This window comes from Agromyces soli (assembly GCF_022811605.1).
GTDB lineage: Bacteria > Actinomycetota > Actinomycetes > Actinomycetales > Microbacteriaceae > Agromyces > Agromyces soli.
Genome location: NZ_CP094533.1, coordinates 632,825 through 655,476, shown reverse-complemented (window position 1 = coordinate 655,476; position 22,652 = coordinate 632,825). Strand labels below are relative to the sequence as shown.

Here is a 22,652-nt window from a genome sequence, read left to right as displayed (position 1 = left end):
GCTCCCTTGGTGCAGTGGACGAACATCACGCAGGATCCCACAGGACACATCAATTGCAAAATCTTTCAAATGATGAAATGAGTTTGCTAAGGTCGCCGCAACATCACTCGTCTCTGCAGGGAGCCAGCGTCACCTCATGAATCGCTACTACGACCGACCGCATCACGATGGTTCGTCTCTCTACACGTCGACCCTCGGGCGGGGCGTCGGCGCGACACAGTTCGTTCGCGTGCGAGTTCCGCAAGGATTCGGTGTTCCGCGCTCAATGTTCGTTCGTGTGGTCTGTGACGCGGAACCGTGCTTCTTCCCGCTCCTGCCGGGTGCGGCTTCCCCCGACTGGGACACCGCGGCCGAATGGTGGGAAGGCAACTTCGCGCTCCCGAACCCGATCACCAAGTACAGGTTCCTCATCAACCTCGAGGACGGGAGCACGCGCTGGTTGTCCGCGGACGGTCTGGAGTCGCTTGAGCCTCGAGACAGCAGCGACTTCCGAACGACGTCGTTTCTGCCGCCGCCGTCGTGGGCGCACCAGCAGGTGATGTACCAGATCTTCCCGGACCGCTTCGCGAGGAGTTCAGGCGCATCCCGTGACATTCCGGACTGGGCCGAGCCAGCGGAGTGGCAGGACGCGCCGGTCGCGGAGGGGCCCTCGACCTCCCGCCAGTTCTTCGGCGGAGACCTCGACGGCATCACCGAGCGGCTGGATCACCTGGAGCGACTCGGGGTGACCCTCCTCTACTTGACACCGTTCTTCCCGGCGCAATCGAACCATCGGTACGACGCTTCCAGTTTCGACCGGGTGGACCCGCTCCTCGGCGGCGACGAAGCGCTCGTCCGTCTGGTCGAAGCGGCGCACGCGCGCGGGATGCGGGTGATCGGTGACCTCACGACGAACCACACGGGCGACGGGCACGAGTGGTTCCGAGCTGCGTTCGGCAAACCCAGCGCCGAGGAAGCGGACTTCTACTACTGGAACGACACCGACCACACCGACTATGTCGGTTGGTACAACCTGCCCAGCCTTCCGAAGCTCAACTGGGACTCGCGGGAACTGCGTCGGCGGTTCATCGAGGGGGACGATTGCGTGGTTGCGAAGTGGCTCCTCCCGCCGTTCAACCTCGACGGTTGGAGAGTCGATGTCGCCAACATGAGCGGCCGACTCGGAACCGACGACTTCAATCGGACGATTCAGCAGACGGTGCGAGCGACGATGGACCGAGTCGCCCCTGGTCGGGTGCTTTTCGCAGAGTCGACCAACGACGCCACCGCCGACTTCGACGGCGAAGGGTGGCATGCTCCTATGAGCTACCCGTCCTTCACTCGCCCGGTTTGGAACTGGCTTCGACGCCCGACGGTCAATCGGCGGGACTTCGGCATCCCCTACGAATCCGCTCCCGCATACTCTGCAGCAGATGTCGTCGAGAGCTACCGACGATTCACTGCGCCGTATCCCTGGTCGGTGAAGCTCCTCGCGATGAACGCCATCGACACCCACGACACCGCTCGGTTCGCGGAGGCGGCTGACGACGAGCGCCAACTCGTCGCTGCTGGACTCTCGTACACGCTGCCGGGTACCCCGGTCGTCTTCGCGGGTGACGAGTTCGGACTGCGTGGACCCAATGGGGAGGGATCGCGGACGCCCCTGCCGTGGGAAGCGCACCCCCGGCTGCTCGCTGCATACAACGAGCTTGGTCGCCTTCGGCGAGCGTCGGTCGCCCTGCAGACCGGCGGCCTGCGCTGGCTCTACGCCGACAGCGAATGCCTGGCCTTCGTACGGGAAAGCGATGAGGGCGCCGAACTCGTGATGGCATTCAGATCGTCCAGCGAACTCGCGCTGCCGCTCAACGTCGCTGCCGCGCTCGAGGACGCTCCTGCGCTGAGGTTCGGGAGCATCGCCTTCCGACGGGAAGGTGCGCAGCTGCTCTGGGAGGCGGACGGACCGGCCTTCGGGGTGTGGACGGTTCGCTCGCTGATCACGGCACACGCGTCCGCTCCCGAGCGGGTCAACGCCAATGCGTGACCTCGCTGAGTTCGACGCGCTCAGCGACCGCCTCGCGGGCGGCTTCGCAGGGGTACCTGGTGCACACGGACTCGTCTTCCTCGGGTCGGCCGCCGCGGGACACCGTCGAGACCGATGGTCCGACCACGACTTCCTCGCGCTCGTGGAAGAGAAGTACGCCGAGTCGGCCCGTGCGAACCTCGATTGGCTCCCCGATCCGGAACGTGTGCTGTGCGTCGCCCGCGAAGGTGAGCTCGGCTTCTCGGCGCTCTACGACGACGGCCATGTCCTCGAGTTCGCCGTTGGAACGACCAAGGAGCTCGCAGCAGCACCACTGGATGAGGCGAAGCTGATGTTCGGAGATACGCGGATGCGGGACTTCGTCGACGCGGGGCAGGACCGTGTCGCTGCAGTCCCTGCGATCGACCCGGCGAACGAAGTCGCCCTTGCCTACATCAAACTCCTCATCGGATACGGTCGAGCTTGTCGGGGCGAGCGCATCGCCGCCGGGCGTTTCGTGCGGGGCTGGGCCGTCGACCATCTGCTTCGGGCAGTCCGTGCACGGGTCCTTCCGCATGGGGCAGCGCGCGCGGACCCATTGGATGCTTCCCGTCGCTTCGACTCCGCATACCCGCACATCGCTGCGCAACTCGACTACGCGCTCGCGCAGCCAATCGAGCAAGCGGCACGCGATGTCGCGATGCTCGCGCGCGTTGTCCTCGAGCGCGGATGGGACGGGTTTCCTACGAGGACGGCCGAGCTCGTCCAATCACTGCTCGGGAGCGGCGGAGCGGGCCCGAGCTGACGGGCCCCCGGACGGCCTGGCCGCACGGGAGAGCAGGCTGCGCTGCCGATTACTCCAGCGGTTCCCGCAATCGACGACAAGACAGAAGCGATTGCCCTCGGGATCCGCGAGGACAGCGAAGCCGCCGTCCCCCTCTGAAACGGGCTTCCGGAGAACCGATCCGCCGAGTTCGACGGCACGTTGCACCATGCCTTCGAGGTCGTCGACGACGACATCGAGGTGCAAGTTGCTTCGCGGGTACCGTCGCTCACTCGGAGCACGCCGAAATGCGAGGAAGACCGGCGCCTCTGCCACTATGGCCCACTCCGACCCGTCGACCGCCCACGTCGCGTCGAGCAAGCTGCCCCAGAACTCGGCGAGCTTGCGCGGATCCTCGCAATTCGTGACGACCTCTTGAATGCTTCCGAGCATCAGGGCTGCACCGCCCGGATGGGCGTCGTGTCCGAGACGAGCCGAAGCGCCGGCAACCCCCGTCGACGGATGATCAGCTCCGCGACGATCAGGTTCGGAATCCAGCCGAGGAACGGGACGACCGAGTAGGCGTTGCTGAACGCGCTGTCGAACTCGAACCCGCCGAACGGTACTTGGGCGAAGATCAGGAGGCCCATCCAGACGCGAAGCGTGACGGCGGAGTACGTCAGCGCGAAGTTCCGAATCATCCAGGCTTGGTGGCTCGGAACCTCCCGTCGGCGGATCGCTCGGTATGCTGCCGAAGCCGTTCCGAGCCAGAGTGCTGCCATCATTCCGAACCCAAACAGACCGGACAGCCCCGCCGGGCTGAACGGTGCGATCACGAGCGCGGAGACCCCGGCCACTGCGACGCCGACAAGGATGAGCCTGCCGATCCACCGGTGCAGTCGAGGAGTGCGTGCCCGAAGCGCGCCGACGAATTGCACCGGCGAAAGCAGGAGGACGATCCCGCCCGAGATCACGTGCGCGTAGAACGCGACGACCACCGGGAGGGGCTGGCTGAGGTAGTCCTCCGCGAGACCCACATGATCGGCGGCAAGATCTGCAAGGGATGCGGTGACGTACGGAGTGACGGCGTATCCCACAATGGCGAGCGACGACAGCACCACCCAGATCCACGCCGCTCCAGACCCCAAGGAGGACTTCGAAGGACGCGAACTATTGACGCTACTATCACTTTCTGCAATGAGTTTCATTCGCACATCGTGGCTCATCCCATCGAACTCGCCAAGGGGTGGGCTGAGAATCGGTACTTCTGTAGGAGTTCGCCTGCGGCGGCGGCGGCGCCTGCAAGGTCGAAAGCGAACGCGGCGCCGACTGCGGGAGGTAGGCATATGGATGCGGACTGGGCTGTGCGGCATGCCCACATCGTGGGGGCGGCGGGATGAGCATCCGGGTACTCATCTCCGACGGTCAGGAACTGATGCGGCTCGGCTTCGCGCTCATGCTCGAAAGCCAGCCGGGCTTCGAAGTCGTAGCGCTCGCGCAGGACCGATCGCAGGCAATCGAACTCTCGCGGCACCATCGCCCCGACGTGGTCCTCGTCGATCTGGATGGGTCATACCTCGAGGGCATCGCCGCGATCCGAGGCATCGTCGCGAGAGAGCCCGCGCCGAGCGTGATCGCGGTGACGAGTTTCGACTGCGACGACGCCGCGTTCGACGCGCTCGAAGCCGGCGCGGCCGGCTATCTGATGAAGGATGCGAGCGCAGGCGACCTCCTCTCCGCGGTCCGGGATGCGTCGGGCGGGGGAGTGGCCCTTCCCCTCTGGGTGACCAGTGAACTCGTACGGCGGTATCGTCGCCTGGCTCAGGCACCCGAGACCGCCGCGGAATGCAAGCTGCTGACCCGACGTGAGCACGAGGTTCTGACGTGTCTCTTGGAGGGGCTCACGAACGCGGAGATCGGAGCTCGGCTTTGGCTGTCCGAGTCCACCGTGAAGACGCACGTCGGGGCTGTCTTGCGAAAGCTGGGTGTTCGTGACCGCGTCGGAGCGGTCTTGTACGCCGCGAGATACGGTCTCCTCCTGGGCAATTGAGTGCGAGCGGTGGCGTTGCGTGAATCGTGGCCTACGAGAGATCATGCAGATCATGAAACTCCATTCAGCGACGACGCAGAAGCCCGGCCGATCCGTCAGTGAGCGGGATATCGAGGCGACGCTTCGCTCACTCGGCATCGGTGACGGTTCGGTGCTGCTCGTCCACGCGTCGTTGTCCGCCTTCGGGGACGTCATCGGCGGCGAGCAAGCGGTCATCGATGCTCTTCAAGCAGCGATTGGCCCATCCGGCACGCTCGTAATGCCATCGCAGAGCTGGCAGCTTTGCGACCCCGAGTACTTGGCGCCGGATGCGATGGCGTTTGAGGAGTGCGCCCGCGTTCGAGAGAACCTCCCGGTCTTCGACGTGGCGCGAACTCCGACACGGTCGATGGGCGCAGTTGCTGAGCTGTTCCGAACTCTGCCTGGCGCTCGGCGTAGCAGGCATCCTCACCGCTCGTTTGCGGCGCTCGGACCGGAGGCGGCGGTCGTCACCGCCGAGCAGAATCTCGATTCGCCGTTCGACGACGCGTCGCCTCTTGCGCGACTCTACGATCTCGACGCTGTGGTCCTGCTCCTCGGCGTCGGGTTCGACAAGGCGACCGCGCTCCATCTCGCAGAGTGGCGCTCGAAGGCACAGCTCCCCAGGGTTCCCAACGGCGCGCCCATGCTCGTGGGCGGCGAGCGGCGCTGGGTCTCCTGGGAAGAAGCGCTGGCCGAGTCGGAGGACTTCGAGGTGATCGGTGATGCCTTCCGGTCGAGGGGCGCGACACGATCTGCGACGGTGGGGCGGGCGGGCTGCGAGGCGATGAACCTCAGGGAACTCGTGGACTTCGGGGCGAGTTGGATGAATTCCAACCGCAAGCACTGAAAGGGCTTGCAAGTTTCGCAAGAGTCTGCCAATCTGCTCTCACCCGCAACGACGCTGCTCCCCTTCTCCGTGGGAGGTGCTCGCGAGTGCGGGCCCTGACAATCACGCAGAAAGGCAGCACCAATGAAGGTGAATCGATCAGCCGCGACCGCGATCTTCGCGGGCAGCGCGATTCTGGCTTTGGCCTTGACGGGATGCTCAGCAGGCGGGGGAGGCGGGCAGTCATCGACGTCGGCCACGCTCACCGTCTGGGTCGACGCGAACCGTGTCGAAGAGATGCAGGACATCGCTGCGAAGTTCGAGGACGACAAGGGCATCAAGGTCGAGCTCGTGCAGAAGGAGTACGGCGATGTGATGCGCAACGACTTCATCCAGCAAGTGCCGGCAGGGGAAGGTCCGGACGTCATGGTCGGCGGCAACGACTGGCTCGGCCAGCTCGTCCAGAACGGTGTCGTCGCTCCGCTCGAGCTCGGGGACACCGCCGCGAACTTCTCCGACGTCGCCATCGGCGCCATGACCTACGACGAGGTCACCTACGGGCTGCCGGTCTCCCTGGAGAACATCGCGCTTCTGCGGAACACGGCGCTCGCCTCGTCCACCCCGGCCACGTGGGACGAGCTGATCGCTGCCGGGCAAGCCGTCGTCGCGAGCGGTGCCGCCCAGTACCCGGTGCTCGTGCCCTCGGACCCGGTGGACTCGGACCCGTACCACTTGTATCCCCTCCAGACCTCCTACGGTGCGCCCCTCTTCGCGTTCGACGCGGACAGCGGGTACGACACCTCCGAGCTGTTGGTCGGTAGCGAGGGCGGGAACGCGTTCGCGGCCAAGCTCGTCGAGTGGGGCGCGGCCGGAATCATCAACACCAGCATCACCGGTGACATCGCACGTGACGAGTTCGCGGCTGGCAAGGCGCCCTTCATGCTCTCCGGTCCGTGGAACCTTCCCGCGTTCCAGGAAGGCGGCATCGACTACGCCATCGAAGCCATCCCGCAGGCGGGCCCGGACGCACCGACTCCCTTCGTGGGCGTGCAGGGCTTCTTCGTCAGCTCGCAGAGCAAGAACGCCATCGCGGCCAACGAGTTCGTCGTGAACTACCTCGGCAGCGAAGAGGCGCAGCTCGCGCTCTACGAAGCCGGCGGCCGTCCGCCGGCGCTGAACTCCGCGTTCGAGATCGCCTCCGCCGAGAACCCCGATGTGGGCGCGTTCGGTGAGGTCGGCCGGACGGGCGTGCCGATGCCCTCGATCCCCGAGATGGGGGCGGTCTGGGACAACCTCGGCGCCACTCAGTCTGCGCTGCTGAATGGAACGGCCGGCGACCCGACGGAAGCATGGCAGGCGATGACCGAACGGCTCCGCGAAGTCGTCGGCGGATAACAGACCGGGCCGAGGCGGAGCCCCAACCGCCTCGGCCCTTCCAGCCGTCCAACCGCATTCAGGAGCACGTGTGACCACCACCGAACTGCAATCGTCTTCCGGCACCGACAGAAGCCGGAAACGTCAACGTCCCATCGCTCGCGCCGCTGCTGGCGCACCCTCCACCTGGGTGGTGCTGATCAAGATCATCAGCCTCGGCGTGCTCGACGCGGTGGTCATCTACGCGGCATTCATCCTCGCGTTGAACGAGGACTGGGTGCTCGCGGCTGTCGCGCTGGTGGCCGCAACCCTGATCAACTGGATCTACATCCGAAGGGGGAGCCTCCCCGCCAAGTACCTGATCCCGGGAACCGTGTTCCTGTTGATCTTCCAGATGTACGCCATCGTCTACAGCGGGTACGTCGCCTTCACGAACTACGGCGACGGGCACATCGGCTCGAAAGAAGCCGCCGTCGAGGCGCTCATCAACAAATCGCTCACTCGGGTCCCCGATTCCCCCGCCTATCCGATGGTCGTCGTCGAACAGTTCGGGCAGCTCTCCTTCCTGGTGACCGACCCCGACGGTGAGGCGCTCATCGGTGGCGAGGACCGGCCGCTTCAACCAGCGGATGCGGATCTCGAAGGCGACCGTGCCGTCGCCGTCGAGGGCTACACCACGCTGGACTTCGCCGGCGTGCTCGCTGAACAAGAGCAATTGGCTGCGATGAGCGTGCCACTCACCGACGACCCGAACGACGGGGCGCTGCGGACTCCTGACGGGTCCCAAGCGTTCGTCTACTCGGCGAAGATGCAGTACGACGAAACCGCCGACGCGTTCATCGACACCGCCACCGGCAAGATCTACGAGGACACCGGGGACGGCGCCTTCGTCGCGGCCGACGGAACTCAGCTCATGCCCGGCTGGAAGATCGATGTGGGCTTCGAGAACTTCGTTCGAGCGTTCACCGAAGAGTCCATTCGAGGACCACTGATCGCAGTGGTCCTCTGGACCTTCGTCTTCGCCGGATTCACCGTCGCAGCGACCTTCGCCGTCGGTGTGTTCCTCGCGCTCATCCTGAACGATTGGCGGCTGCGATTCCGCAGGACGTTCCGTGTCCTCGTCATCCTGCCGTATGCGTTCCCCGTCTTCCTCTCCGCACTCATCTGGAGCGGGATGCTCAACCCGCAGTTCGGCTTCATCAACCAAGTACTCTTCGGTGGAGCGCAGATCCCATGGCTGACCGATCCGATCCTGGCGAAGTTCAGCATCCTCATGGTGAGCCTCTGGCTCGGCTATCCATACATGTTCCTGGTCGCTACCGGGGCGCTCCAGTCCATCCCGGAAGAGCTCGTCGAAGCCGCCAAGGTCGACGGGGCCGGACCATGGGCGGTGTTCCGGAGGATCAAGCTCCCCCTGCTCATGGTCTCGATGGCGCCGCTGCTGATCGCGTCCTTCGCGTTCAACTTCAACAACTTCAATCTGATCTACATGCTGACGAGAGGCGGCCCGCAGGACATCACCACCGACATGAACGTCGGCGCGACCGACATTCTCATCACGCTGGTCTACAAGGTCGCGTTCGGTGAGACCGGGGGACGCGACTTCGGCCTCGCGAGCGCGTTCTCGATCATCATCTTCGTTCTTGTCGCGGTCATCTCGGTGATCAGCTTCCGCCGCACCAAAACGCTCGAGGAGCTCAACTGATGTCTGTCGACACGTATCCGGCCACGTTGCATACGCCTGAAGTGAACCCCCGCGGGGAGAAGAGCGGGCGTGTTCCGAAGGGGCCCTCCCAGCGCCGCAGGACCGCCCGGACGCTCGCCGCGAAGTACATCGTGGTCATCCTGACCTCCGTCATCGCGGTGTTCCCGATCCTCTACATCGTCTCCGCATCCCTGAACCCGAACGGAAGCCTGGCCGGCTCGTCCGGCCTCTTCACGAAGTTCAGCCTGGAGAACTACATCAATCTCTTCAGCAACCCGGCTCAACCGTTCGCAGCATGGTTCATGAACACCCTGCTCATCGGACTGGTGACGGCGGCCGGCACAGTCCTCCTCGGAGGGCTCGCCGCGTACGCCTTCTCGCGCATGCGGTTCTCCGGACGCCGGCTCGGGCTGATCACGATCCTCCTCGTGCAGATGTTCCCGCAACTGCTCGCGGTGGTCGCGATCTTCCTTCTGATGAAGGGCATCGGCGACATCTTCCCGGCACTCGGGCTGAATACCCATATCGGGCTGATCATGGTCTACCTGGGCGGCGCGCTCGGCGTGAACACCTATCTCATGTACGGGTTCTTCAACACCGTCCCCGTGTCAATCGACGAAGCGGCGAAGCTCGACGGTGCCGGGCACAGCCGAATCTTCTTCACGATCATCCTCCGGCTCTCGGCTCCCGTTCTCGCCGTGGTCGGCCTGCTCTCGTTCATCGCGACGATCAACGAATTCGTCATCGCGAGCGTGCTCCTGACCGCGCCGGAGAAGAAGACCCTCGCCGTCGGCCTCTACCAGTTCATCGCCCAGGAGACCTCTGCGAACTGGCCCGTCTTCGCAGCCGGCGCTGTGCTCGCGGCGCTCCCCGTGGTCGTCCTCTTCTTCGTGCTCCAGAAGTACATCGTGAGCGGTCTCACCGCCGGATCCGTGAAGTAGCCGGGGTGGAGTTCGCCGATGCTAGCCTTACCCGCATGGGTGCGACTCTCGCGGATATTGCAGCGCACGCGGGGGTCAGCGAAGCCACAGTCAGCCGCGTACTCAATGACAAGCCGGGAGTCGCCCAACACAAGCGACAGGCAGTCCTCACCGCTCTGGATCTACTGGGTTACGAACGTCCGGCGCGTCTGCGACGACGCACCGGCCGCCCGGTGGGTCTGCTCCTCCCCGAGCTGATGAACCCAGTTTTTCCAGCATTCGCTCAAGCTCTCGGGCCCAACTTCGCACGTCGAGGGTTCACTCCGCTGATCGGCTCCCAGAGCGAAGGCGGACTCGACGAGGACGAGTACATCGATATGTTCGTCGAAGCGGGTGCGGCGGGGATCGTCTTCTTCTCGGGCCGGCACTCGGATTCGCGGTTCCCGATGGACCGGTACACCCAGCTGCTTGAGCTCGGCTTGCCCTTGGCGTTCGTGAACGGATACCGCGCAGACATCGACGCGCCCTTCTTCTCCATCGATGAGCACAGCGCGATGGAGCTCGCCGTGCGCCACCTCACTGCCATGGGTCACCGGCGAATCGGACTCGCGGTCGGGCAGGAGTCCTTCGTGGCCGCGCAGCGGAAGTCCGAAGGATTTCACAGCGCGATGAAGAAGCATGCCGGTGATGAAGCGCGCGCCGTCATCGAGCCGTCGCTCTACACCGACGATGGTGGAATCAGCGCTGGGCGGGCGCTGATCGCTGCTGGCTGCACCGCAGTGGTCTGCGCGAATGACCTCATCGCGGTGGGGGTGATGGCCGAAGCCCGCAGGCAGGGGCTCGAGATCCCTCAAGATCTCTCGGTCGTAGGATTCGATGACTCGGTGATCGCGAGGAACGCCTGGCCGCCACTGACCACCGTCCGCCAACCGGTCACCGCGATGGGGGTTGCCATCGCTGACGCGTTCGTCGGAGAAATGAACGGGGTCCGCGCATCGAGAACCGAGTATCTGTTCCAGCCGGAGCTTGTGGTTCGTGAGTCCACGGGACCCGCGTACGGAACACGCCGACACAACGGGTGAGCGCCTGTCTGCGAGCGCGCTTTCAACGCGCGGTCGTGATGACCGCGGAGTGGGTGGCATGCATACTCCTTAGCGGTCAGTCTGGTGGGACCGCGCGCGCCATGACGCCGACATTGCTTCGAGCCGCGTCCGGAACTCAGCTGCACTCAGGGTGCCTCGGGGGAGGGAACGGGGCGGTGCTGGTCGCATCGATGCTCCTGCTCGGCGGTGCGCTGATGCTCGTGGGCCGCCGCCGGAGGGGCGCCGCGAGGTAGCGGTCCCTGGTTCCCCGAGTTCGTCGAGGGGCACCGCTTCGACGGGCTCCGCGGGCCAGGCGCCGGACCGCGGCGGCGTCAGGCCCCGCGTTCGACGAGCCGGCGCTGCAGCTCCTTGACCTCGTCGACGAGCTCGGGCGCCGGGCCGGTGACGGGGATGCCCGGGGCGACGGCGTTGATCGGCAGCGCGGCGACCGGCCCGGGCGCGAGGCCCCACTCCGTGCGCCACTGCGCGAGCTGCGCGGATGCGGTGGCGTAGACGATCCGTCCGAGTCCGACCCATGCGTGCGCGGCGGAGCACATCGGGCAGTGCTCGCCCGAGGTGTACACGACCGCGCGGCGACGCTCCTCGGGGGTCAGGTGCTCGGCCGCCCAGCGTGCGATCTCGAACTCGGGATGGCGGGTCTCGTCGCCGCCGGCGACCCGGTTGCGGTCCTCGTATCTGACGGCCCCCGAGGCATCCACCAGCAGCGAGCCGAACGGTTCGTCGCCCGCGTCCAATCCTGCTCGCGCGAGCTCGACGCAGCGGCGCAGGAACGCGACGTCCCGCGGGTCGGTGGCGGGTGCGATCTCGGGGACGCCGTTCATCGCGCCGCTCCGCTGGCTGCCGTCTTCGCGCCGATCGTTCGATGTGCGTTCACGATGAACCCCCTCGCTCGACGCCAGGGTACTCGCTCGCCGGCCGCGACTTCGCGCGCATTCGCACGTCCCGGGCCGACGGGCGGTAACGTCGGCAGCGGACTCGCTCCGAACCCGCCCACCCCACTCGAACGAAGGAGATCGGATGACCGCCGCCACCGCCGCACCCGAGCCGTCCGTGAAGCGCGTCCCGCTCGGCAGCTCGGGACTCGAGGTCCCGAACCTCCTGCTCGGCGCCATGCGTATCGAGGACCTCGACGACGCCGCGATCCGCGAGCTCGTCGACACCGCGCGTGCCGCGGGCATCACGTACATCGACCACGCCGACATCTACGGCCGCGAACTGCACGGGTGCGAACGCCGGTTCGCCGAGGCGCTCCGGCTCGGCCCCGCCGAGCGCGACGAGCTCACCATCCAGACGAAGTGCGGCATCGTCAAGGGCGAGAGCGCGTTCGACTTCTCCTACGAGCACATCGTCGACTCGGTCGAGGGGTCGCTCGAAGCGCTCCGCACCGACCGCATCGACGTGCTCCTGCTGCACCGGCCCGACGCCCTGGTCGAGCCCGACGAGGTCGCGCGGGCGTTCGACGAACTGCACGCGGCGGGCAAGGTGCGCGCCTTCGGCGTCTCGAACCACACGCCGGGCCAGATCGAGCTCCTCCGCCGCTCCCTGAACCAGCCCATCGTGGTGAACCAGATCCAGCTCTCGCTCGCGCACTCCTCCGTGATCGCGCAGGGCATCGCCGCGAACATGTCCGACGAGCAGTCCGTCGTGCGCGACGGCGGGGGCATCGTCGACTACGCGCGTCTGCACGGCATCACCCTGCAGGCGTGGGCGCCCTTCCAGGGCCCGGCGGGCGTGTTCCTCGGCTCCGATCAGCACGCCGAGCTGAACGCCGCCATCGATCGGATCGCGGGTCGCTACGGCGTCGAGCCGATCGCGGTCGCGACCGCGTGGCTGACCCGGCATCCCGCCGGCATCCAGGTGGTCCTCGGCACGACGAAGCCGGCTCGGCTGGCCGCCGCGGCGGAGGGCTCCGACCTCCGGCTCAGCCGCATCGAGTGGTACGAGCTGTTCCGCGCGGCCGGGCACATCGTGCCCTGACCGCGCGGAGCGGCTCGCCCGGTCAGACGGACACGGCTTCGCGCCGCGCCTCCTCGATCTGCGCCGCGACCTTCGCACGCTGCGCCCGGCCCCAGGTCTCGCGGGCGGTCAGGATGCCGGCGAGCCCGATCACCGCGGCGAGGATGTAGAGCATCGCCGCTCCGGGCCATCCGAACACGCCGGTCAGCAGCGTCGCGAGGAGCGGGGCGAAGCCGCCGAGCGACGCCGCGACCTGGTAGCCGATCGACGCGCCCGAGGTGCGCCTGGTCGTGCCGAACTGCTCGGAGAGCAGCGAGCCCTGCACGCCCGTGAGCGTGGCGTGGATGAAGGCGATGCCGAACACGAAGACGGCGAAGATGAGCGCCGGCACCCCGTCGTTCGTGAGCCAGTACATCGGGAACGCGAACAGGATCGCGGTGACGCACGCGGCGATGTACAGCGGCCGGCGGCCGAAGCGGTCGCTGAGCGAGCCGGCGAGGAAGGTGGTGCCGATGGCGACGACGCTCGCGACGGTGATCGCGGCGAGCGCGACCGAGCGGGTGTCGGGATGGTTCGTGGTGAGGTAGTTGAGCAGGAACGTCGCCGTCAGGTAGTAGGCGAACGACTCCACGATGCGCAGCGCGATGACGCGCAGGATGCCCCGCCAGTCCTTGCGGAGCGTCGCGAGGAACGGGTTCTTCTCGATCTTCCCGGTCTCCTTCGCGGCCTCGAACTCCGGCGACTCCGACAGTCGCGCGCGCACGATCAGGCCCGCGACGACGAGGACGAGGCTCAGCAGGAACGGCACCCGCCAGGCCCAGTCGCCGGGGAGGTTCGCGCAGACGAGGAACATGAGGCTCGCGAGCGCGATGCCGAGCGGGTTGCCGGACTGGGGGATCGCGGCGAACATTCCCCGCCGGTTCCACGGCGCGTGCTCGTAGGCCATGGTGACGGCGCCGCCCCACTCCGCGCCGAAGGCGAGGCCCTGGATCATGCGGATGACCACGAGGAGGATCGGGGCGAGGATGCCGACGGTCGCGTAGGTCGGCAGCACGCCGATCACGAAGGTCGCGCCGCCCATGACGAGCATGGCCCCGACCAGCACGGGCTTGCGGCCGAAGCGGTCGCCGAGGTATCCGCCGATCGCGCCGCCGATGGGGCGCATCAGGAAGCCGACGGCGAGGGTCGCGAACGCGAGGAGCGTGCCGACGACGGGATCCTCGTTCGGGAAGAACACGGGGCCGAAGTACAGGGCGGCCGCGGTGCCGTAGGCGATGAAGTCGTAGTTCTCGACGCTCGTGCCGACGGCGGCGGCGATCGCGGTCTTCACCCGGTCGGGCGAGCCCAGGGGGCTCGGGGCGGTGCTGGTCGTGCTGGTCATACCCAATCTCCTTCGATTGCGCGGTGGTGGGGTCAGGGGGTGGTGTCGTTCAGGTACTCGGCGAGCGTGCGCTGCTCGAGCAGCTGGAGCTTCCGCACCCGGCGCCGGGTGTCCTCGTCGTCGTCGAACGTCGCCGTGAGGAAGGCGTCGAGGATGTCGCGGATGAGCGCGCGCGGCGCGAGCCACGCGCCCATCGCGATCAGGTTCGCGTCGTCGTGCTCCACGGCCTGGTGAGCGGAGTACGGTTCGTGCGTCAGCGCGCAGCGGATGCCGTCGATCTTGTTCGCCGCCATGATCGCGCCGGCGCCGCTGCCGCAGACGAGCACCCCGCGCTCGGCCGCGCCGGACAGCACGGCGTGCGCGGTGCGGGCGGTGATGTCGGGGAAGTCGACCGGGGTCTCGTCGAAGGTGCCGACGTCCACGATCTCGTGGCCGAGGGCCGTCAGCTGCTCCTTCACGAATCCGGTCAGCGGGAACCCCGCGTGGTCGGCGCCCACCGCAACTCTCATTCGGCATCTCCTTCTTCCATCGCGGATGTGAACGTTTACATGGAAACGTTTACATGACTGCAGAGAGTTAACCTCCGCGGGCTCCCGCTGTCAAGTCGCGCGGGATCAGCCGCGCGGGATGAGCCGGGTCGGCAGGGTCACCGATCGGGGGCTGCCGCCGTCGATCAGCTCGAGCAGCAGGCGCATCGCGACCGCGCCCATGTGCGCGGCGTCCTGCTCGATCACCGAGAGCGGCGGGTCCACCAGGCGCATCCAGTCCTGGTCGTCGAACGAGACCAGCTCGACCGCCGCACCGCGGCCGCGGATCGCCTCGAACGCCCCGGAGCTCATCAGCGCGTTCGAGGACAGCACCGCCGTCGGTGCCGGACTCAGGTCGAGCAGCCGTTCGGCCGCGTCCGCGCCGCCGCCGCGCCGGCCGTCCGCGAGCTGCACGAGCTCCGGCGCGGGATCCAGCCCGAGTTCGTCGCGGATCGACTCGAACGCCGAGACCCGCGCCCGCCCCGTCGAGACGGAGACCGGTCCGGCGATCAGGCCGATGCGCCGGTGCCCGCGATCCCGCAGGTGCATGATCGCCTGCTCGATCCCCTGACGCACGTCGAACGTCACGACGGGGGCGTCGACGCCGTCGAGCGTGCGGTTCAGCAGCACCACCGGGATCCCGGCCTCGACGAGCGACCGGGCGCCCTCGGCGCTGCCGCCCTGCGGCGACATCAGCACGCCGTCCACGCGCTGCGCGCGGAACGCGCGCAGGTACCTGGCCTCGATCGCGGAGTCCTCGTCCGCGTTCGCGAGCATCGTCACCCGTCCCGCCGCGAGCGCCTCCTGCTCCGCCCCGTGCGCCGCGTCGGCGAAGAAGGGGTTCCGCACGTCGGAGATCGAGAGGCCGATCACCCCCGTGCGAGCCAGCCGGAGCGACTGCGCCCGCGCGTTGGGCGTGTAGCCGAGCTGCAGGGCGGCCTCCCGCACGCGCTCGCGCGACTCCGGCGAGGTGGCGGGGTTGCCGCTCAGCACCCGCGACACCGTCCCGATCGAGACGCCCGCGAGCCGCGCGACATCATGAATCGTGCTCATCCAGGTCCCCGCTCGGAAACGTTTCCACGTGCGCCGTCACGGTACCACGCGGTGCCTGCTCAGGCGGGTTCCGGCGTACGGTCGAGCTCCTCGGCGTCGGCGGTGCCGAGCCTGGTTCCCCGAGCTCGTCGAGGGGCAGAGGTGGTTCCCCGAGCTCGTCGAGGGGGCGCTTCGACAGGCGCAGCGAACCAGGCGGGCTCAGCGAGCCAGCCGCTTCGACGGGCTCAGCCGGCCGCCAGCTCCGCGAGAAACGTCGTGACGGCGGCGCGGTACTCGGGCTCCGCATCCTTGATGCCGAGCAGGTGCCCCGTGGGCAGCTCGGCGACGCGCGCGTGCGGGTAGCGTGCGCTGAGTGCGCGCACCTGCGCCGGGTCGAGCACCTCGTCATCCGTTCCGACGAGGAACAGCATCGGGGTGGTCCCCGAGGCGGAGGCGCTCGCGTCGGGCGGCCACACCGCGCCGAGCATCGAGACCGCCGTCGCGGCGAACGCGGCGACCGCGGACGGATGGCGCAGGGCCGATCGGGCGAGGGCGGGCAACTGCGCGCCGCCGTCGCCGACGAAGCGCCTGAGCATGGGGTCGAGCTCCAAGCCCGGGCCGCTGTCGCAGAGGATCGCGTGGATCGGGCTCGCCCGGGTGCGAAGGGCGTACAGCGTCGGGAACGTCGAGAAGGAGAATCCCCACACGACGAGGGGGCCGGCGTCCGGCCACCGCTCCGTCGCCGCCGCGACGCAGGCCGCGATGTCCCGACTGAAGCGATCGGCGAGCTCGCGCCGCGCGCGGTCCGAGCCGGACCGGCCGTGGTTGCGGTGGTCGAAGAGGAGCACGTGGTACCCGAGCCGGTGCAGCAGCTCCGCCTGACGCAGGCTCGCCGACTTGGTGAGCCCGATGCCGTGCCCGACGATCGCGGTGCCGGCACCGCGGCCGGGGATGAACCAGACGTGCAGCTCGATCCCGTCGGCGGTGCGGACGGTGCCCGTCTCGGCCTCGAGACCGAAGTCTGCCGGGCGCCGATGATGGGGCCGCCGGGGCGGACGGAAGAGTCTCGCGGCGAGCCTACGTCCGAGCGGCGGGCCGAGCCGGTCGCCGATCACGCGGCGCCTCCGTCGCCGGCTGGGCGTTCGACCGTGCCGGTCTCTGTGCCCATGTCCGCGGCCAGCACCGCGGCCGAGGCGGCGAGCACCGATCGAGTGAGCCAGGCCGGCTGCGCGGATTCGCGGATGATGAGCCGTGCGGCCGAGTACGGCAGGTCGATCAGGGCGAATCGGGCGCGCCCGAGCGCGGCGGCATCGACTCGCTCGAACTGCGCGGCCGCGAAGCTGCGCACCGCCCGCGCGACGTCGTCGTTCAGGGTGCGGAGCTCATCGCCGAGCTCGTCAGGCCAGAGCGCGATGAGGTCCTCTCGCCGATACCGGGTGAGCAGCCTCGCCTCGGTCGGGTGCTCAGTGCTCCAGTCGAGGGTGTGGCGCACGGCGCGCTCGGCGGCGACCTGCGGATCGGGGGAGCCGAGGGCGTCGAGGAAGCCGCGCTGGAACCGCTGTACGGTGCGCACCCACAGCGTCGCGAGGATGAGGTCCCGCGAGGGGAACCGGTGGTAGATGGAGCCCGACGGCGCGCCCAGGCGCTTCGCGATCGCGACGGCGGTGGCCGCGTGGGCGCCGTCGTCGGCGATCAGTTCGAGCGCGGCATCCAGGATGTCCTGCTCCGAGTACTTCGCTGCTCGACCCATGTCAGCGGACCGCCTCTCCGATCGATGCGTCCCGTTCCGCGAGCCGGCGGAGCTCGTGCAGCTGCTTGCGCATCATCACGAGATCGCCCCAGGCGAGAGCGGTGTTGCGCGCGGCGGCGCCGGGTCCCGAGGCCGGCATCCGCAGGATGGCGCCGAGCTGCCGCACGTCGTCGGGGAGCCGGTCGACGCGGTACTCCACGACGAGCGCACCGAACAGGCGGGACGGCGCGCCGGGCCGCATGCCGAGGGTCAGCGAGCGGTCCGCCTCGAATACGAGGAGCGTGAAGATGGTCATGAACCGTTGGCCCACGGCGAGACGGGTCATGGTCGGATCGGCGCGCTGCGGGCTGCGCCGGCCGAAGTTGTCGAGCCAGTCGTAGCTGTACGGCGCACGGCGCAGCTGGCACAGCCAGAGGAACAGCGACTGCGGACTCGCGGTGGTGCGAACGGCGCGGGTCGCGACGACGTGCGGGCCGGGCAGCGGGACGCGGCCGCTCGGCTCATCGGTGAGCGGCGGGCCCCAGCGCCAGGGGCGTTGCGGGCGGGCGAGCGTCGGCATGGTCACATATTAGAGAGGTATCTCTATTAAGTCGAGGGGTGCCTGGTTCCCCGAGCCTGTCGAGGGGTGCGGCGCTTCGACGAGCTCAGCGAACCAGGCGAGCTCAGCGAACCAGACGGGCTCAGCGAGCCAAGTCGAGCCGGAATCCCGGGAGGGGTTCGAGCTCGGGCCTCTCTGCGGCGAGCGCCCCCTCCCGCTCGCGCAGCGCGGCGAGTGCCGCGTGCAGGCCGACGCCGAGGCGGTGCAGCGAGTTGAGACCGCGCGACTCCCAGATCACGAGTTCGTCGTGCGCGTCCCTCGAGCCGAGCTCCCAGAGCAGCGCGTCGCCGTTCTCGCTCCAGGCGAAGACCTGCAGTCGTTCGGCGAGCGGCCAGTCGCCGTCGGGCTCGACCATCCAGTCGAACTCCTCGGTCCGCCCGTCGGCGTAGGCGGCGCGGAACCGCTCCGTGAGCCGAGCCGTACGTCCGGGCCAGCCGTCCGCGTAGCCGGCCAGCACCGGCGGGTAGACGAGCCACAGCCCGTAGAGCCGACCCCACCCCGCGGCTCGCACGAATGCACGGTAGGAGGGAGGGAACGGTCCGCCGTCCGGCAGCACGGTCTGCTCCAGGGCGTCGAGGTCGAGGTGGTCGAGCGTCGGCGCGGCGGGCGGGGTGAACGGCGTCATCGTCCTCCTTCGCGGCTCGCGGCTCGCGGCTCGCATCAGCGACACCCTAGTACGGGCTGACGCCGGAGCGGCGTGCGCTCAGGCGGCGAGCACGCGGTGCCGGTCGGGTGCGTCGACCGGGGTGAAGGCGGCGGCATCCACTCGCAGCTCGTCGACGGGGCTCACCGCCGACTCGGACGCGGCGTTGCGGCGCGCCTCGCGGAGCACGTCGGCGCGCGAGGTGTGCCACGTCGGCGCCGAGCGGCGTGCGATCCAGACGGCCTCGAAGCCGCCGCGCTGCCCGCGCTCGACGTAGGCGACGAGTCGCTGCACCTGTCCCACCGGGTACCGCGAGTCGCAAAGCCGCCAGCTGCCCGGCGCGAGCGGCTCCCAGATCAGTGTCTGCTCCATGTCGATTGACCTCCCGAAGGCATCATTCCGTTGGAAAGGCCCACGCATGGGGCCCTTGACACGGGCGGGATTTCAGCTCAGTCGGCTACGCTGGCCACACCGGTCGCTCTATCCCTTCCGGCAGACGGAGTGACCGTGGACCCGGCCCAACTCGCCCTCGACCCCGATGAGCTCCGAAGGCTCGACGAATGCGCGAAGGAGCCGATCCGAACGCCCGGCTCGATCCAGGCGCACGGCACCCTGCTGGGCATCGATCGCACCGGCCTCATCGCGGTGGCGAGCGAGAACGCGAGCGGCTGGCTGGGGCATCTGGTGGCCGAGCTCGGCAACACCGAGCTCGAGTACGCGGTGCGCAGCGGTCAGGCGATCGACCCGGTGCGGATCACCTGGCAGGGCGAGGCGTGCGACGCGATCGTGCACCACCGCGACGCGATCACGATCGTCGAGATCGAGCCCCTGCCGGACAGCGGCGAATACGCCCGCACCGCGGTCGTCGGGGCGATCATGCGCACCTCGCAGGCGAGCTCCGAGGAGGAGCTGCGTGCGGGGGTGGTCGCCGAGATCCGTGAGATCACCGGCTTCGACCGCGTCATGATGTACCACTTCCACGACGACGGCCACGGCGAGGTGGTCGCGGAGGCGCGCGCACCGGAGCTGCCGCCGTACCTGGGCCTGCACTTCCCCTCCTCCGACATCCCGCCGCAGGCGCGCGCCCTCTACATCTCGAAGATCGGGCGCACGATCGCGAGCACCGAGGCCCCCGGCATCCCGCTCGTCGCGCTCGCCGACGACCCGCGGGCGATCGATCTGTCGGATGCCGAGCTGCGCACGGTCTCGCCGTACCACCTGCAGTACATGCGGAACATGGGCCAGGCCTCGAGCTTCTCGCTCTCGATCGTCGAGAGCGGCCGGCTCGTGGGCATGATCACCTGCGCCGATCGGGGCGAACGGCGTCTGCCCGTGCTGCTCCGGCGGGCGCTCGAGGTGCTGGCGGGACAGATCGCGCTGCAGCTCGCCTCGATGCGGCAGATCAGCCGCCTCCAGCACATGGTCGACGTGCGCGCGCGGCGGGCGGAGCTGCTCGCCCCGCTCTACGCGTCCGACGACATCCACGCCGCGCTGCTCGGCGGCGCCGCGACCGTGCTCGATCTCGTGCCGGCCGACGGCGTGCTGGTACGGATCTCGGGCACCTCACGGATGGCGGGCGAGACGCCCGCGCTCGGACCGATCCTGCAGGTGCTCGAGCGAGTGGGCAGCACGCCCTTCGTCTCCGAGTGCCTGCTGACCGAGCGGCCCGACCTCGCCGAGCTCATCCCCGGCGTCGCCGGCCTCCTCATCGTGCCGCTCGCGGAGTCGGGCGATGTGCTCGTGTTCTTCCGCGGCGAGCTCACGCGCGAGATCTCCTGGCTCGGCGACCCCGGCGGCACGAACCGGCCCGACGAGCTGTCGCCGCGCACCTCGTTCGCCGCGTGGAAGCGCACAGTGCGGGACCGCAGCGCGCCCTGGGGCACGGTCGTCGACGAGGCCGCGGAGCTCGGCCACGAGCTGGAGGTCGCCCTGCAGCGCCGGGCCGAGGCCCAGCTCGCGGAGCTCGCGATGCGCGACGCGCTCACCGGGCTGTACAACCGGCGCTACCTGGTGGAGCGTCTGGCCACCAGGGGTCCGGTCGGCGAGGCCGGCAAGGCGATGCTCTTCGTCGACCTCGACGACTTCAAGAGCGTGAACGACGCGCACGGGCACGATGCCGGCGACGCGGTGATCCTCGAGGTCGCGAACCGCCTCACCGAGTCCTCGCGCGAGCAGGACGTCGTGGTGCGCCTGGGCGGCGACGAGTTTGTCGTGCTGCTCGACGGGGTCATCGGCGAGGATGTCGAGGCGATCGCCGATCGGCTGGTGCAGTCGATCGCCGTGCCCATCGTGACCAGCCGCGCGGTGCTCTCGGTGACGGCGTCGTGCGGCGTCGTCGTGGCCGAACCGGGCTCGCCCAGGGTCGGGCTGCTCGAGGCGGCGGACGCAGCGATGTACCGAGCCAAGCACGCCGGACGGAACCGCGTCTCGCTCTGAGCGGGACGCGCCGTCAGTCGGCGCGCACCGTCAGGCCTTCGGCTCCGGCGTGAGCCGCATGCCGGCCGCCCCGTTCGCGGAGTCGATGAGCTCCTCGAGCCAGACCCGGTTGATCTCACCGGGCGGGCCGTCGAACTCGAAGCGGAGCGTCGAGGACGGGTTGATCCACACCTGCTGGCGCGCGCCGCCGTCGCCGTCGATCGAGAGCGCGAAGGCCTCTTTGCGGCGGAGCTTGGCGAGCACGACGAACTCGAGGTGCGCGAGGGTGCGATCGGGGATCGCGAACGAGGCCGGCGGCGAGCCGTAGTGCAGATTTCCCATTGTCCCGATCCTATGCGGAAGCGAGCCGAGGTAGCCTGAATCGGTGACCCTTGTGCACCGACTGACCGTAGACGGCCGAGACTACTTCCTGCCCGACCCCGTGACCGAGCTGAAGCAGCAGGTCCTCGAGGCGATCAAGGCGGGCGGTGGGTACGTCAACATCCCGCCGCTGCGAGGCGGCCCCGGCATCGACATCCTCTTCTCGCCGGGCATGCCCGTGACCTGGTCGCAGATCGACGTCGGCGGCGACCTGTCCGATCGCGACGACGACAAGCCCGCCGGGGCGTCCGGCGACGAGATCGTCCTCTAGTCGCGTCGGGGGCGGCTAGGCGACGCTGAGCAGCCGCTCCGCCTCGGCCGCGGGCAGCGCGGGGGAGTAGTAGAAGCCCTGCCCGCGATCGCAGCCCCACCGCCGGGCGCGGTCGAGGTCCTCCGCGGTCTCGATGCCCTCCGCGACCACCACGGCGCCGCGCTCGTGCGCGACCTCCACCGCCGCACGCGCGAGCGCGTCCGCCTCCGGGGCGTGGTCGCGCATGAGCGAGCGGTCGATCTTGACCTCGGTGAGCGGCATGCGCCGGAGCGCCTCGATCGAGGTGAAGCCGGCGCCGAAGTCGTCGACGGACACGCCGATCCCGCCGTCGATGAGCATCTGCAGGGCCTCGAGCTCCTCGCAGCTCTCGGTGAGGGCGGGGGTCTCGGTGATCTCGGCGGTCACGGTGCCCGCCGGCAGCGCGAGTTCTCGCACGAACTCGAGCACCGTCGCGGCGAAGTCCGGGCGGAGCTGCGTCGGGGAGACGTTGACCGCGAGCCCGACGTGTCGGCCGTGGCGGTGCCACTCGGCGACACGGCGCCCGGCCTGTTCGAGCATCGCGCGGCTGAGATCGCCGATGAGGCCCGTGCGCTCGGCGACCGGGATGAAGCGGTCGGGCAGCACCAGGCCGCGAACGGGGTGCAGCCAGCGGCACAACGCCTCGACCACCACGGGTTGACCGGTCGCGAGTTCGTACTCGGGTTGGAAGAAAGCGACCAGCTCTCCCCGCCCGACGGCGCGGCGGAGTTCTTCGGCCGACCCGTCGGCGATGGGATGCGATGCGCGGCGCTCCATCCCACAAGAATCGTCCTGTCAACCCCCTTGCGCAAGGATCGCTCGTTCACAGCTTGGGGGTGTACCGTACCGCCTCGCGGCTTCCGCGCCCGCCGGCCGCGCGCCCAGCGGGCCGATGCCGGCGAGCGGTCGTCCGCCGGGT

Annotated in this window: 24 protein-coding genes; 11 read left to right on the top strand and 13 right to left on the bottom strand. The window is 68.7% G+C overall.

What is annotated here, in order from left to right; genetic code table 11:
* Positions 1-136: 136 nt before the first annotated feature.
* Together MTP13_RS03125 and MTP13_RS03120 are read left to right on the top strand one after the other, a co-directional pair.
* The gene (locus MTP13_RS03125) at positions 137-2,020 is read left to right on the top strand and encodes a glycoside hydrolase family 13 protein (RefSeq protein ID WP_243569599.1); all 1,884 of its coding nucleotides are present in this window, start codon (positions 137-139) and stop codon (positions 2,018-2,020) included.
* A complete protein-coding gene (locus tag MTP13_RS03120; protein ID WP_243569598.1) occupies positions 2,013-2,804 on the top strand; it encodes a hypothetical protein in 792 nt (263 codons plus the stop codon). Before MTP13_RS03125 ends, MTP13_RS03120 begins: the two co-directional genes overlap by 8 nt.
* Here the strand turns inward: MTP13_RS03120 and MTP13_RS18270 are convergent.
* The gene (locus MTP13_RS18270; RefSeq protein ID WP_424221859.1) at positions 2,769-3,215 is read right to left on the bottom strand and encodes a VOC family protein; all 447 of its coding nucleotides are present in this window, start codon (positions 3,213-3,215) and stop codon (positions 2,769-2,771) included. The genes MTP13_RS03120 and MTP13_RS18270 overlap by 36 nt on opposite strands.
* Positions 3,215-3,880, bottom strand: coding sequence for a DUF2306 domain-containing protein (locus MTP13_RS03115; RefSeq protein ID WP_243569597.1), 666 nt, complete (start codon positions 3,878-3,880; stop codon positions 3,215-3,217). Before MTP13_RS03115 ends, MTP13_RS18270 begins: the two co-directional genes overlap by 1 nt.
* Positions 3,881-4,158: 278 nt before the next feature.
* On the opposite strand from MTP13_RS03115, the gene MTP13_RS03110 reads away from it, so the two are divergent.
* The 6 genes from MTP13_RS03110 (at position 4,159) to MTP13_RS03085 (ending at position 10,740) form a co-directional block, all read left to right on the top strand.
* Positions 4,159-4,812: a response regulator gene (locus MTP13_RS03110; protein WP_243569596.1), complete on the top strand. Its 654-nt coding sequence runs from the start codon at positions 4,159-4,161 to the stop codon at positions 4,810-4,812.
* Positions 4,813-4,855: 43 nt separating this feature from the next.
* Positions 4,856-5,680, top strand: coding sequence for an AAC(3) family N-acetyltransferase (locus tag MTP13_RS03105; RefSeq protein ID WP_243569595.1), 825 nt, complete (start codon positions 4,856-4,858; stop codon positions 5,678-5,680).
* Between the two features lie 123 nt (positions 5,681-5,803).
* Positions 5,804-7,054 carry a sugar ABC transporter substrate-binding protein gene (locus MTP13_RS03100; RefSeq protein ID WP_243569594.1) on the top strand — a complete coding sequence of 417 codons (1,251 nt, stop codon included), beginning with the start codon at positions 5,804-5,806 and terminating at the stop codon, positions 7,052-7,054.
* 70 nt (positions 7,055-7,124) lie between these two features.
* Entirely contained in the window at positions 7,125-8,738 is a 1,614-nt protein-coding gene (locus MTP13_RS03095; protein ID WP_243569593.1) for an ABC transporter permease subunit, read from the top strand.
* On the top strand, positions 8,738-9,679 hold the full coding sequence (locus MTP13_RS03090; RefSeq protein ID WP_243569592.1) for a sugar ABC transporter permease: 942 nt from the start codon (positions 8,738-8,740) through the stop codon (positions 9,677-9,679). Before MTP13_RS03095 ends, MTP13_RS03090 begins: the two co-directional genes overlap by 1 nt.
* Before the next feature lie 35 nt (positions 9,680-9,714).
* Entirely contained in the window at positions 9,715-10,740 is a 1,026-nt protein-coding gene (locus MTP13_RS03085) for a LacI family DNA-binding transcriptional regulator (protein WP_243569591.1), read from the top strand.
* Positions 10,741-11,072: 332 nt separating this feature from the next.
* On the opposite strand, the gene MTP13_RS03080 is transcribed toward MTP13_RS03085, so the two are convergent.
* Positions 11,073-11,582 (bottom strand): nucleoside deaminase, encoded by a 510-nt coding sequence (locus MTP13_RS03080; RefSeq protein WP_243569590.1) that lies wholly within the window; start codon positions 11,580-11,582, stop codon positions 11,073-11,075.
* Positions 11,583-11,778: 196 nt separating this feature from the next.
* Between MTP13_RS03080 and MTP13_RS03075 the strand changes: the two genes are divergently transcribed.
* Positions 11,779-12,738 carry an aldo/keto reductase gene (locus MTP13_RS03075; protein ID WP_243569589.1) on the top strand — a complete coding sequence of 320 codons (960 nt, stop codon included), beginning with the start codon at positions 11,779-11,781 and terminating at the stop codon, positions 12,736-12,738.
* Between the two features lie 22 nt (positions 12,739-12,760).
* On the opposite strand, the gene MTP13_RS03070 is transcribed toward MTP13_RS03075, so the two are convergent.
* From MTP13_RS03070 to MTP13_RS03035, 8 genes are all read right to left on the bottom strand, one after another.
* Entirely contained in the window at positions 12,761-14,098 is a 1,338-nt protein-coding gene (locus MTP13_RS03070) for an MFS transporter (RefSeq protein ID WP_243569588.1), read from the bottom strand.
* 32 nt (positions 14,099-14,130) lie between these two features.
* The gene (locus MTP13_RS03065; RefSeq protein WP_243569587.1) at positions 14,131-14,607 is read right to left on the bottom strand and encodes an RpiB/LacA/LacB family sugar-phosphate isomerase; all 477 of its coding nucleotides are present in this window, start codon (positions 14,605-14,607) and stop codon (positions 14,131-14,133) included.
* A 105-nt stretch (positions 14,608-14,712) separates the two neighbouring features.
* Positions 14,713-15,678 carry a LacI family DNA-binding transcriptional regulator gene (locus MTP13_RS03060; RefSeq protein WP_243569586.1) on the bottom strand — a complete coding sequence of 322 codons (966 nt, stop codon included), beginning with the start codon at positions 15,676-15,678 and terminating at the stop codon, positions 14,713-14,715.
* Between the two features lie 224 nt (positions 15,679-15,902).
* Positions 15,903-16,772 (bottom strand): alpha/beta hydrolase, encoded by an 870-nt coding sequence (locus MTP13_RS03055; RefSeq protein ID WP_243569585.1) that lies wholly within the window; start codon positions 16,770-16,772, stop codon positions 15,903-15,905.
* Entirely contained in the window at positions 16,769-17,407 is a 639-nt protein-coding gene (locus MTP13_RS03050) for a TetR/AcrR family transcriptional regulator (RefSeq protein ID WP_243569584.1), read from the bottom strand. The genes MTP13_RS03055 and MTP13_RS03050 overlap by 4 nt, the downstream gene beginning before the upstream one ends.
* 1 nt (position 17,408) lies before the next feature.
* Positions 17,409-17,966, bottom strand: coding sequence for a hypothetical protein (locus MTP13_RS03045; protein ID WP_243569583.1), 558 nt, complete (start codon positions 17,964-17,966; stop codon positions 17,409-17,411).
* A 121-nt stretch (positions 17,967-18,087) separates the two neighbouring features.
* The gene (locus MTP13_RS03040) at positions 18,088-18,630 is read right to left on the bottom strand and encodes a hypothetical protein (protein ID WP_243569582.1); all 543 of its coding nucleotides are present in this window, start codon (positions 18,628-18,630) and stop codon (positions 18,088-18,090) included.
* A 78-nt stretch (positions 18,631-18,708) separates the two neighbouring features.
* On the bottom strand, positions 18,709-19,020 hold the full coding sequence (locus MTP13_RS03035) for a hypothetical protein (protein ID WP_243569581.1): 312 nt from the start codon (positions 19,018-19,020) through the stop codon (positions 18,709-18,711).
* 135 nt (positions 19,021-19,155) lie between these two features.
* On the opposite strand from MTP13_RS03035, the gene MTP13_RS03030 reads away from it, so the two are divergent.
* Positions 19,156-21,084, top strand: coding sequence for a bifunctional diguanylate cyclase/phosphodiesterase (locus tag MTP13_RS03030; RefSeq protein ID WP_243569580.1), 1,929 nt, complete (start codon positions 19,156-19,158; stop codon positions 21,082-21,084).
* Between the two features lie 30 nt (positions 21,085-21,114).
* Here MTP13_RS03030 and MTP13_RS03025 read toward each other — a convergent pair whose 3' ends face one another.
* Positions 21,115-21,405 carry a DUF7882 family protein gene (locus MTP13_RS03025; protein ID WP_243569579.1) on the bottom strand — a complete coding sequence of 97 codons (291 nt, stop codon included), beginning with the start codon at positions 21,403-21,405 and terminating at the stop codon, positions 21,115-21,117.
* A gap of 43 nt (positions 21,406-21,448) precedes the next feature.
* On the opposite strand from MTP13_RS03025, the gene MTP13_RS03020 reads away from it, so the two are divergent.
* Complete coding sequence (locus MTP13_RS03020; RefSeq protein WP_243569578.1) at positions 21,449-21,715, top strand: hypothetical protein; 267 nt, start codon at positions 21,449-21,451, stop codon at positions 21,713-21,715.
* A gap of 15 nt (positions 21,716-21,730) precedes the next feature.
* On the opposite strand, the gene MTP13_RS03015 is transcribed toward MTP13_RS03020, so the two are convergent.
* Positions 21,731-22,510, bottom strand: a complete 780-nt coding sequence (locus MTP13_RS03015) for an EAL domain-containing protein (protein WP_243569577.1) — start codon at positions 22,508-22,510, stop codon at positions 21,731-21,733.
* Positions 22,511-22,652: the final 142 nt, after the last annotated feature.

Excerpts from the sequence above, each read along its gene's own strand:
- MTP13_RS03125 (WP_243569599.1), top strand. The coding sequence starts at position 137 with ATGAATCGCTACTACGACCGACCGCATCACGATGGTTCGTCTCTCTAC.
- MTP13_RS03120 (WP_243569598.1), top strand. The coding sequence starts at position 2,013 with ATGCGTGACCTCGCTGAGTTCGACGCGCTCAGCGACCGCCTCGCGGGC.
- MTP13_RS18270 (WP_424221859.1), bottom strand. The coding sequence starts at position 3,215 with ATGCTCGGAAGCATTCAAGAGGTCGTCACGAATTGCGAGGATCCGCGC.
- MTP13_RS03110 (WP_243569596.1), top strand. The coding sequence starts at position 4,159 with ATGAGCATCCGGGTACTCATCTCCGACGGTCAGGAACTGATGCGGCTC.
- MTP13_RS03105 (WP_243569595.1), top strand. The coding sequence starts at position 4,856 with ATGCAGATCATGAAACTCCATTCAGCGACGACGCAGAAGCCCGGCCGA.
- MTP13_RS03100 (WP_243569594.1), top strand. The coding sequence starts at position 5,804 with ATGAAGGTGAATCGATCAGCCGCGACCGCGATCTTCGCGGGCAGCGCG.
- MTP13_RS03090 (WP_243569592.1), top strand. The coding sequence starts at position 8,738 with ATGTCTGTCGACACGTATCCGGCCACGTTGCATACGCCTGAAGTGAAC.
- MTP13_RS03085 (WP_243569591.1), top strand. The coding sequence starts at position 9,715 with ATGGGTGCGACTCTCGCGGATATTGCAGCGCACGCGGGGGTCAGCGAA.
- MTP13_RS03080 (WP_243569590.1), bottom strand. The coding sequence starts at position 11,582 with ATGAACGGCGTCCCCGAGATCGCACCCGCCACCGACCCGCGGGACGTC.
- MTP13_RS03075 (WP_243569589.1), top strand. The coding sequence starts at position 11,779 with ATGACCGCCGCCACCGCCGCACCCGAGCCGTCCGTGAAGCGCGTCCCG.
- MTP13_RS03070 (WP_243569588.1), bottom strand. The coding sequence starts at position 14,098 with ATGACCAGCACGACCAGCACCGCCCCGAGCCCCCTGGGCTCGCCCGAC.
- MTP13_RS03065 (WP_243569587.1), bottom strand. The coding sequence starts at position 14,607 with ATGAGAGTTGCGGTGGGCGCCGACCACGCGGGGTTCCCGCTGACCGGA.
- MTP13_RS03060 (WP_243569586.1), bottom strand. The coding sequence starts at position 15,678 with ATGAGCACGATTCATGATGTCGCGCGGCTCGCGGGCGTCTCGATCGGG.
- MTP13_RS03050 (WP_243569584.1), bottom strand. The coding sequence starts at position 17,407 with ATGGGTCGAGCAGCGAAGTACTCGGAGCAGGACATCCTGGATGCCGCG.
- MTP13_RS03045 (WP_243569583.1), bottom strand. The coding sequence starts at position 17,966 with ATGCCGACGCTCGCCCGCCCGCAACGCCCCTGGCGCTGGGGCCCGCCG.
- MTP13_RS03040 (WP_243569582.1), bottom strand. The coding sequence starts at position 18,630 with ATGACGCCGTTCACCCCGCCCGCCGCGCCGACGCTCGACCACCTCGAC.
- MTP13_RS03035 (WP_243569581.1), bottom strand. The coding sequence starts at position 19,020 with ATGGAGCAGACACTGATCTGGGAGCCGCTCGCGCCGGGCAGCTGGCGG.
- MTP13_RS03025 (WP_243569579.1), bottom strand. The coding sequence starts at position 21,405 with ATGGGAAATCTGCACTACGGCTCGCCGCCGGCCTCGTTCGCGATCCCC.
- MTP13_RS03015 (WP_243569577.1), bottom strand. The coding sequence starts at position 22,510 with ATGGAGCGCCGCGCATCGCATCCCATCGCCGACGGGTCGGCCGAAGAA.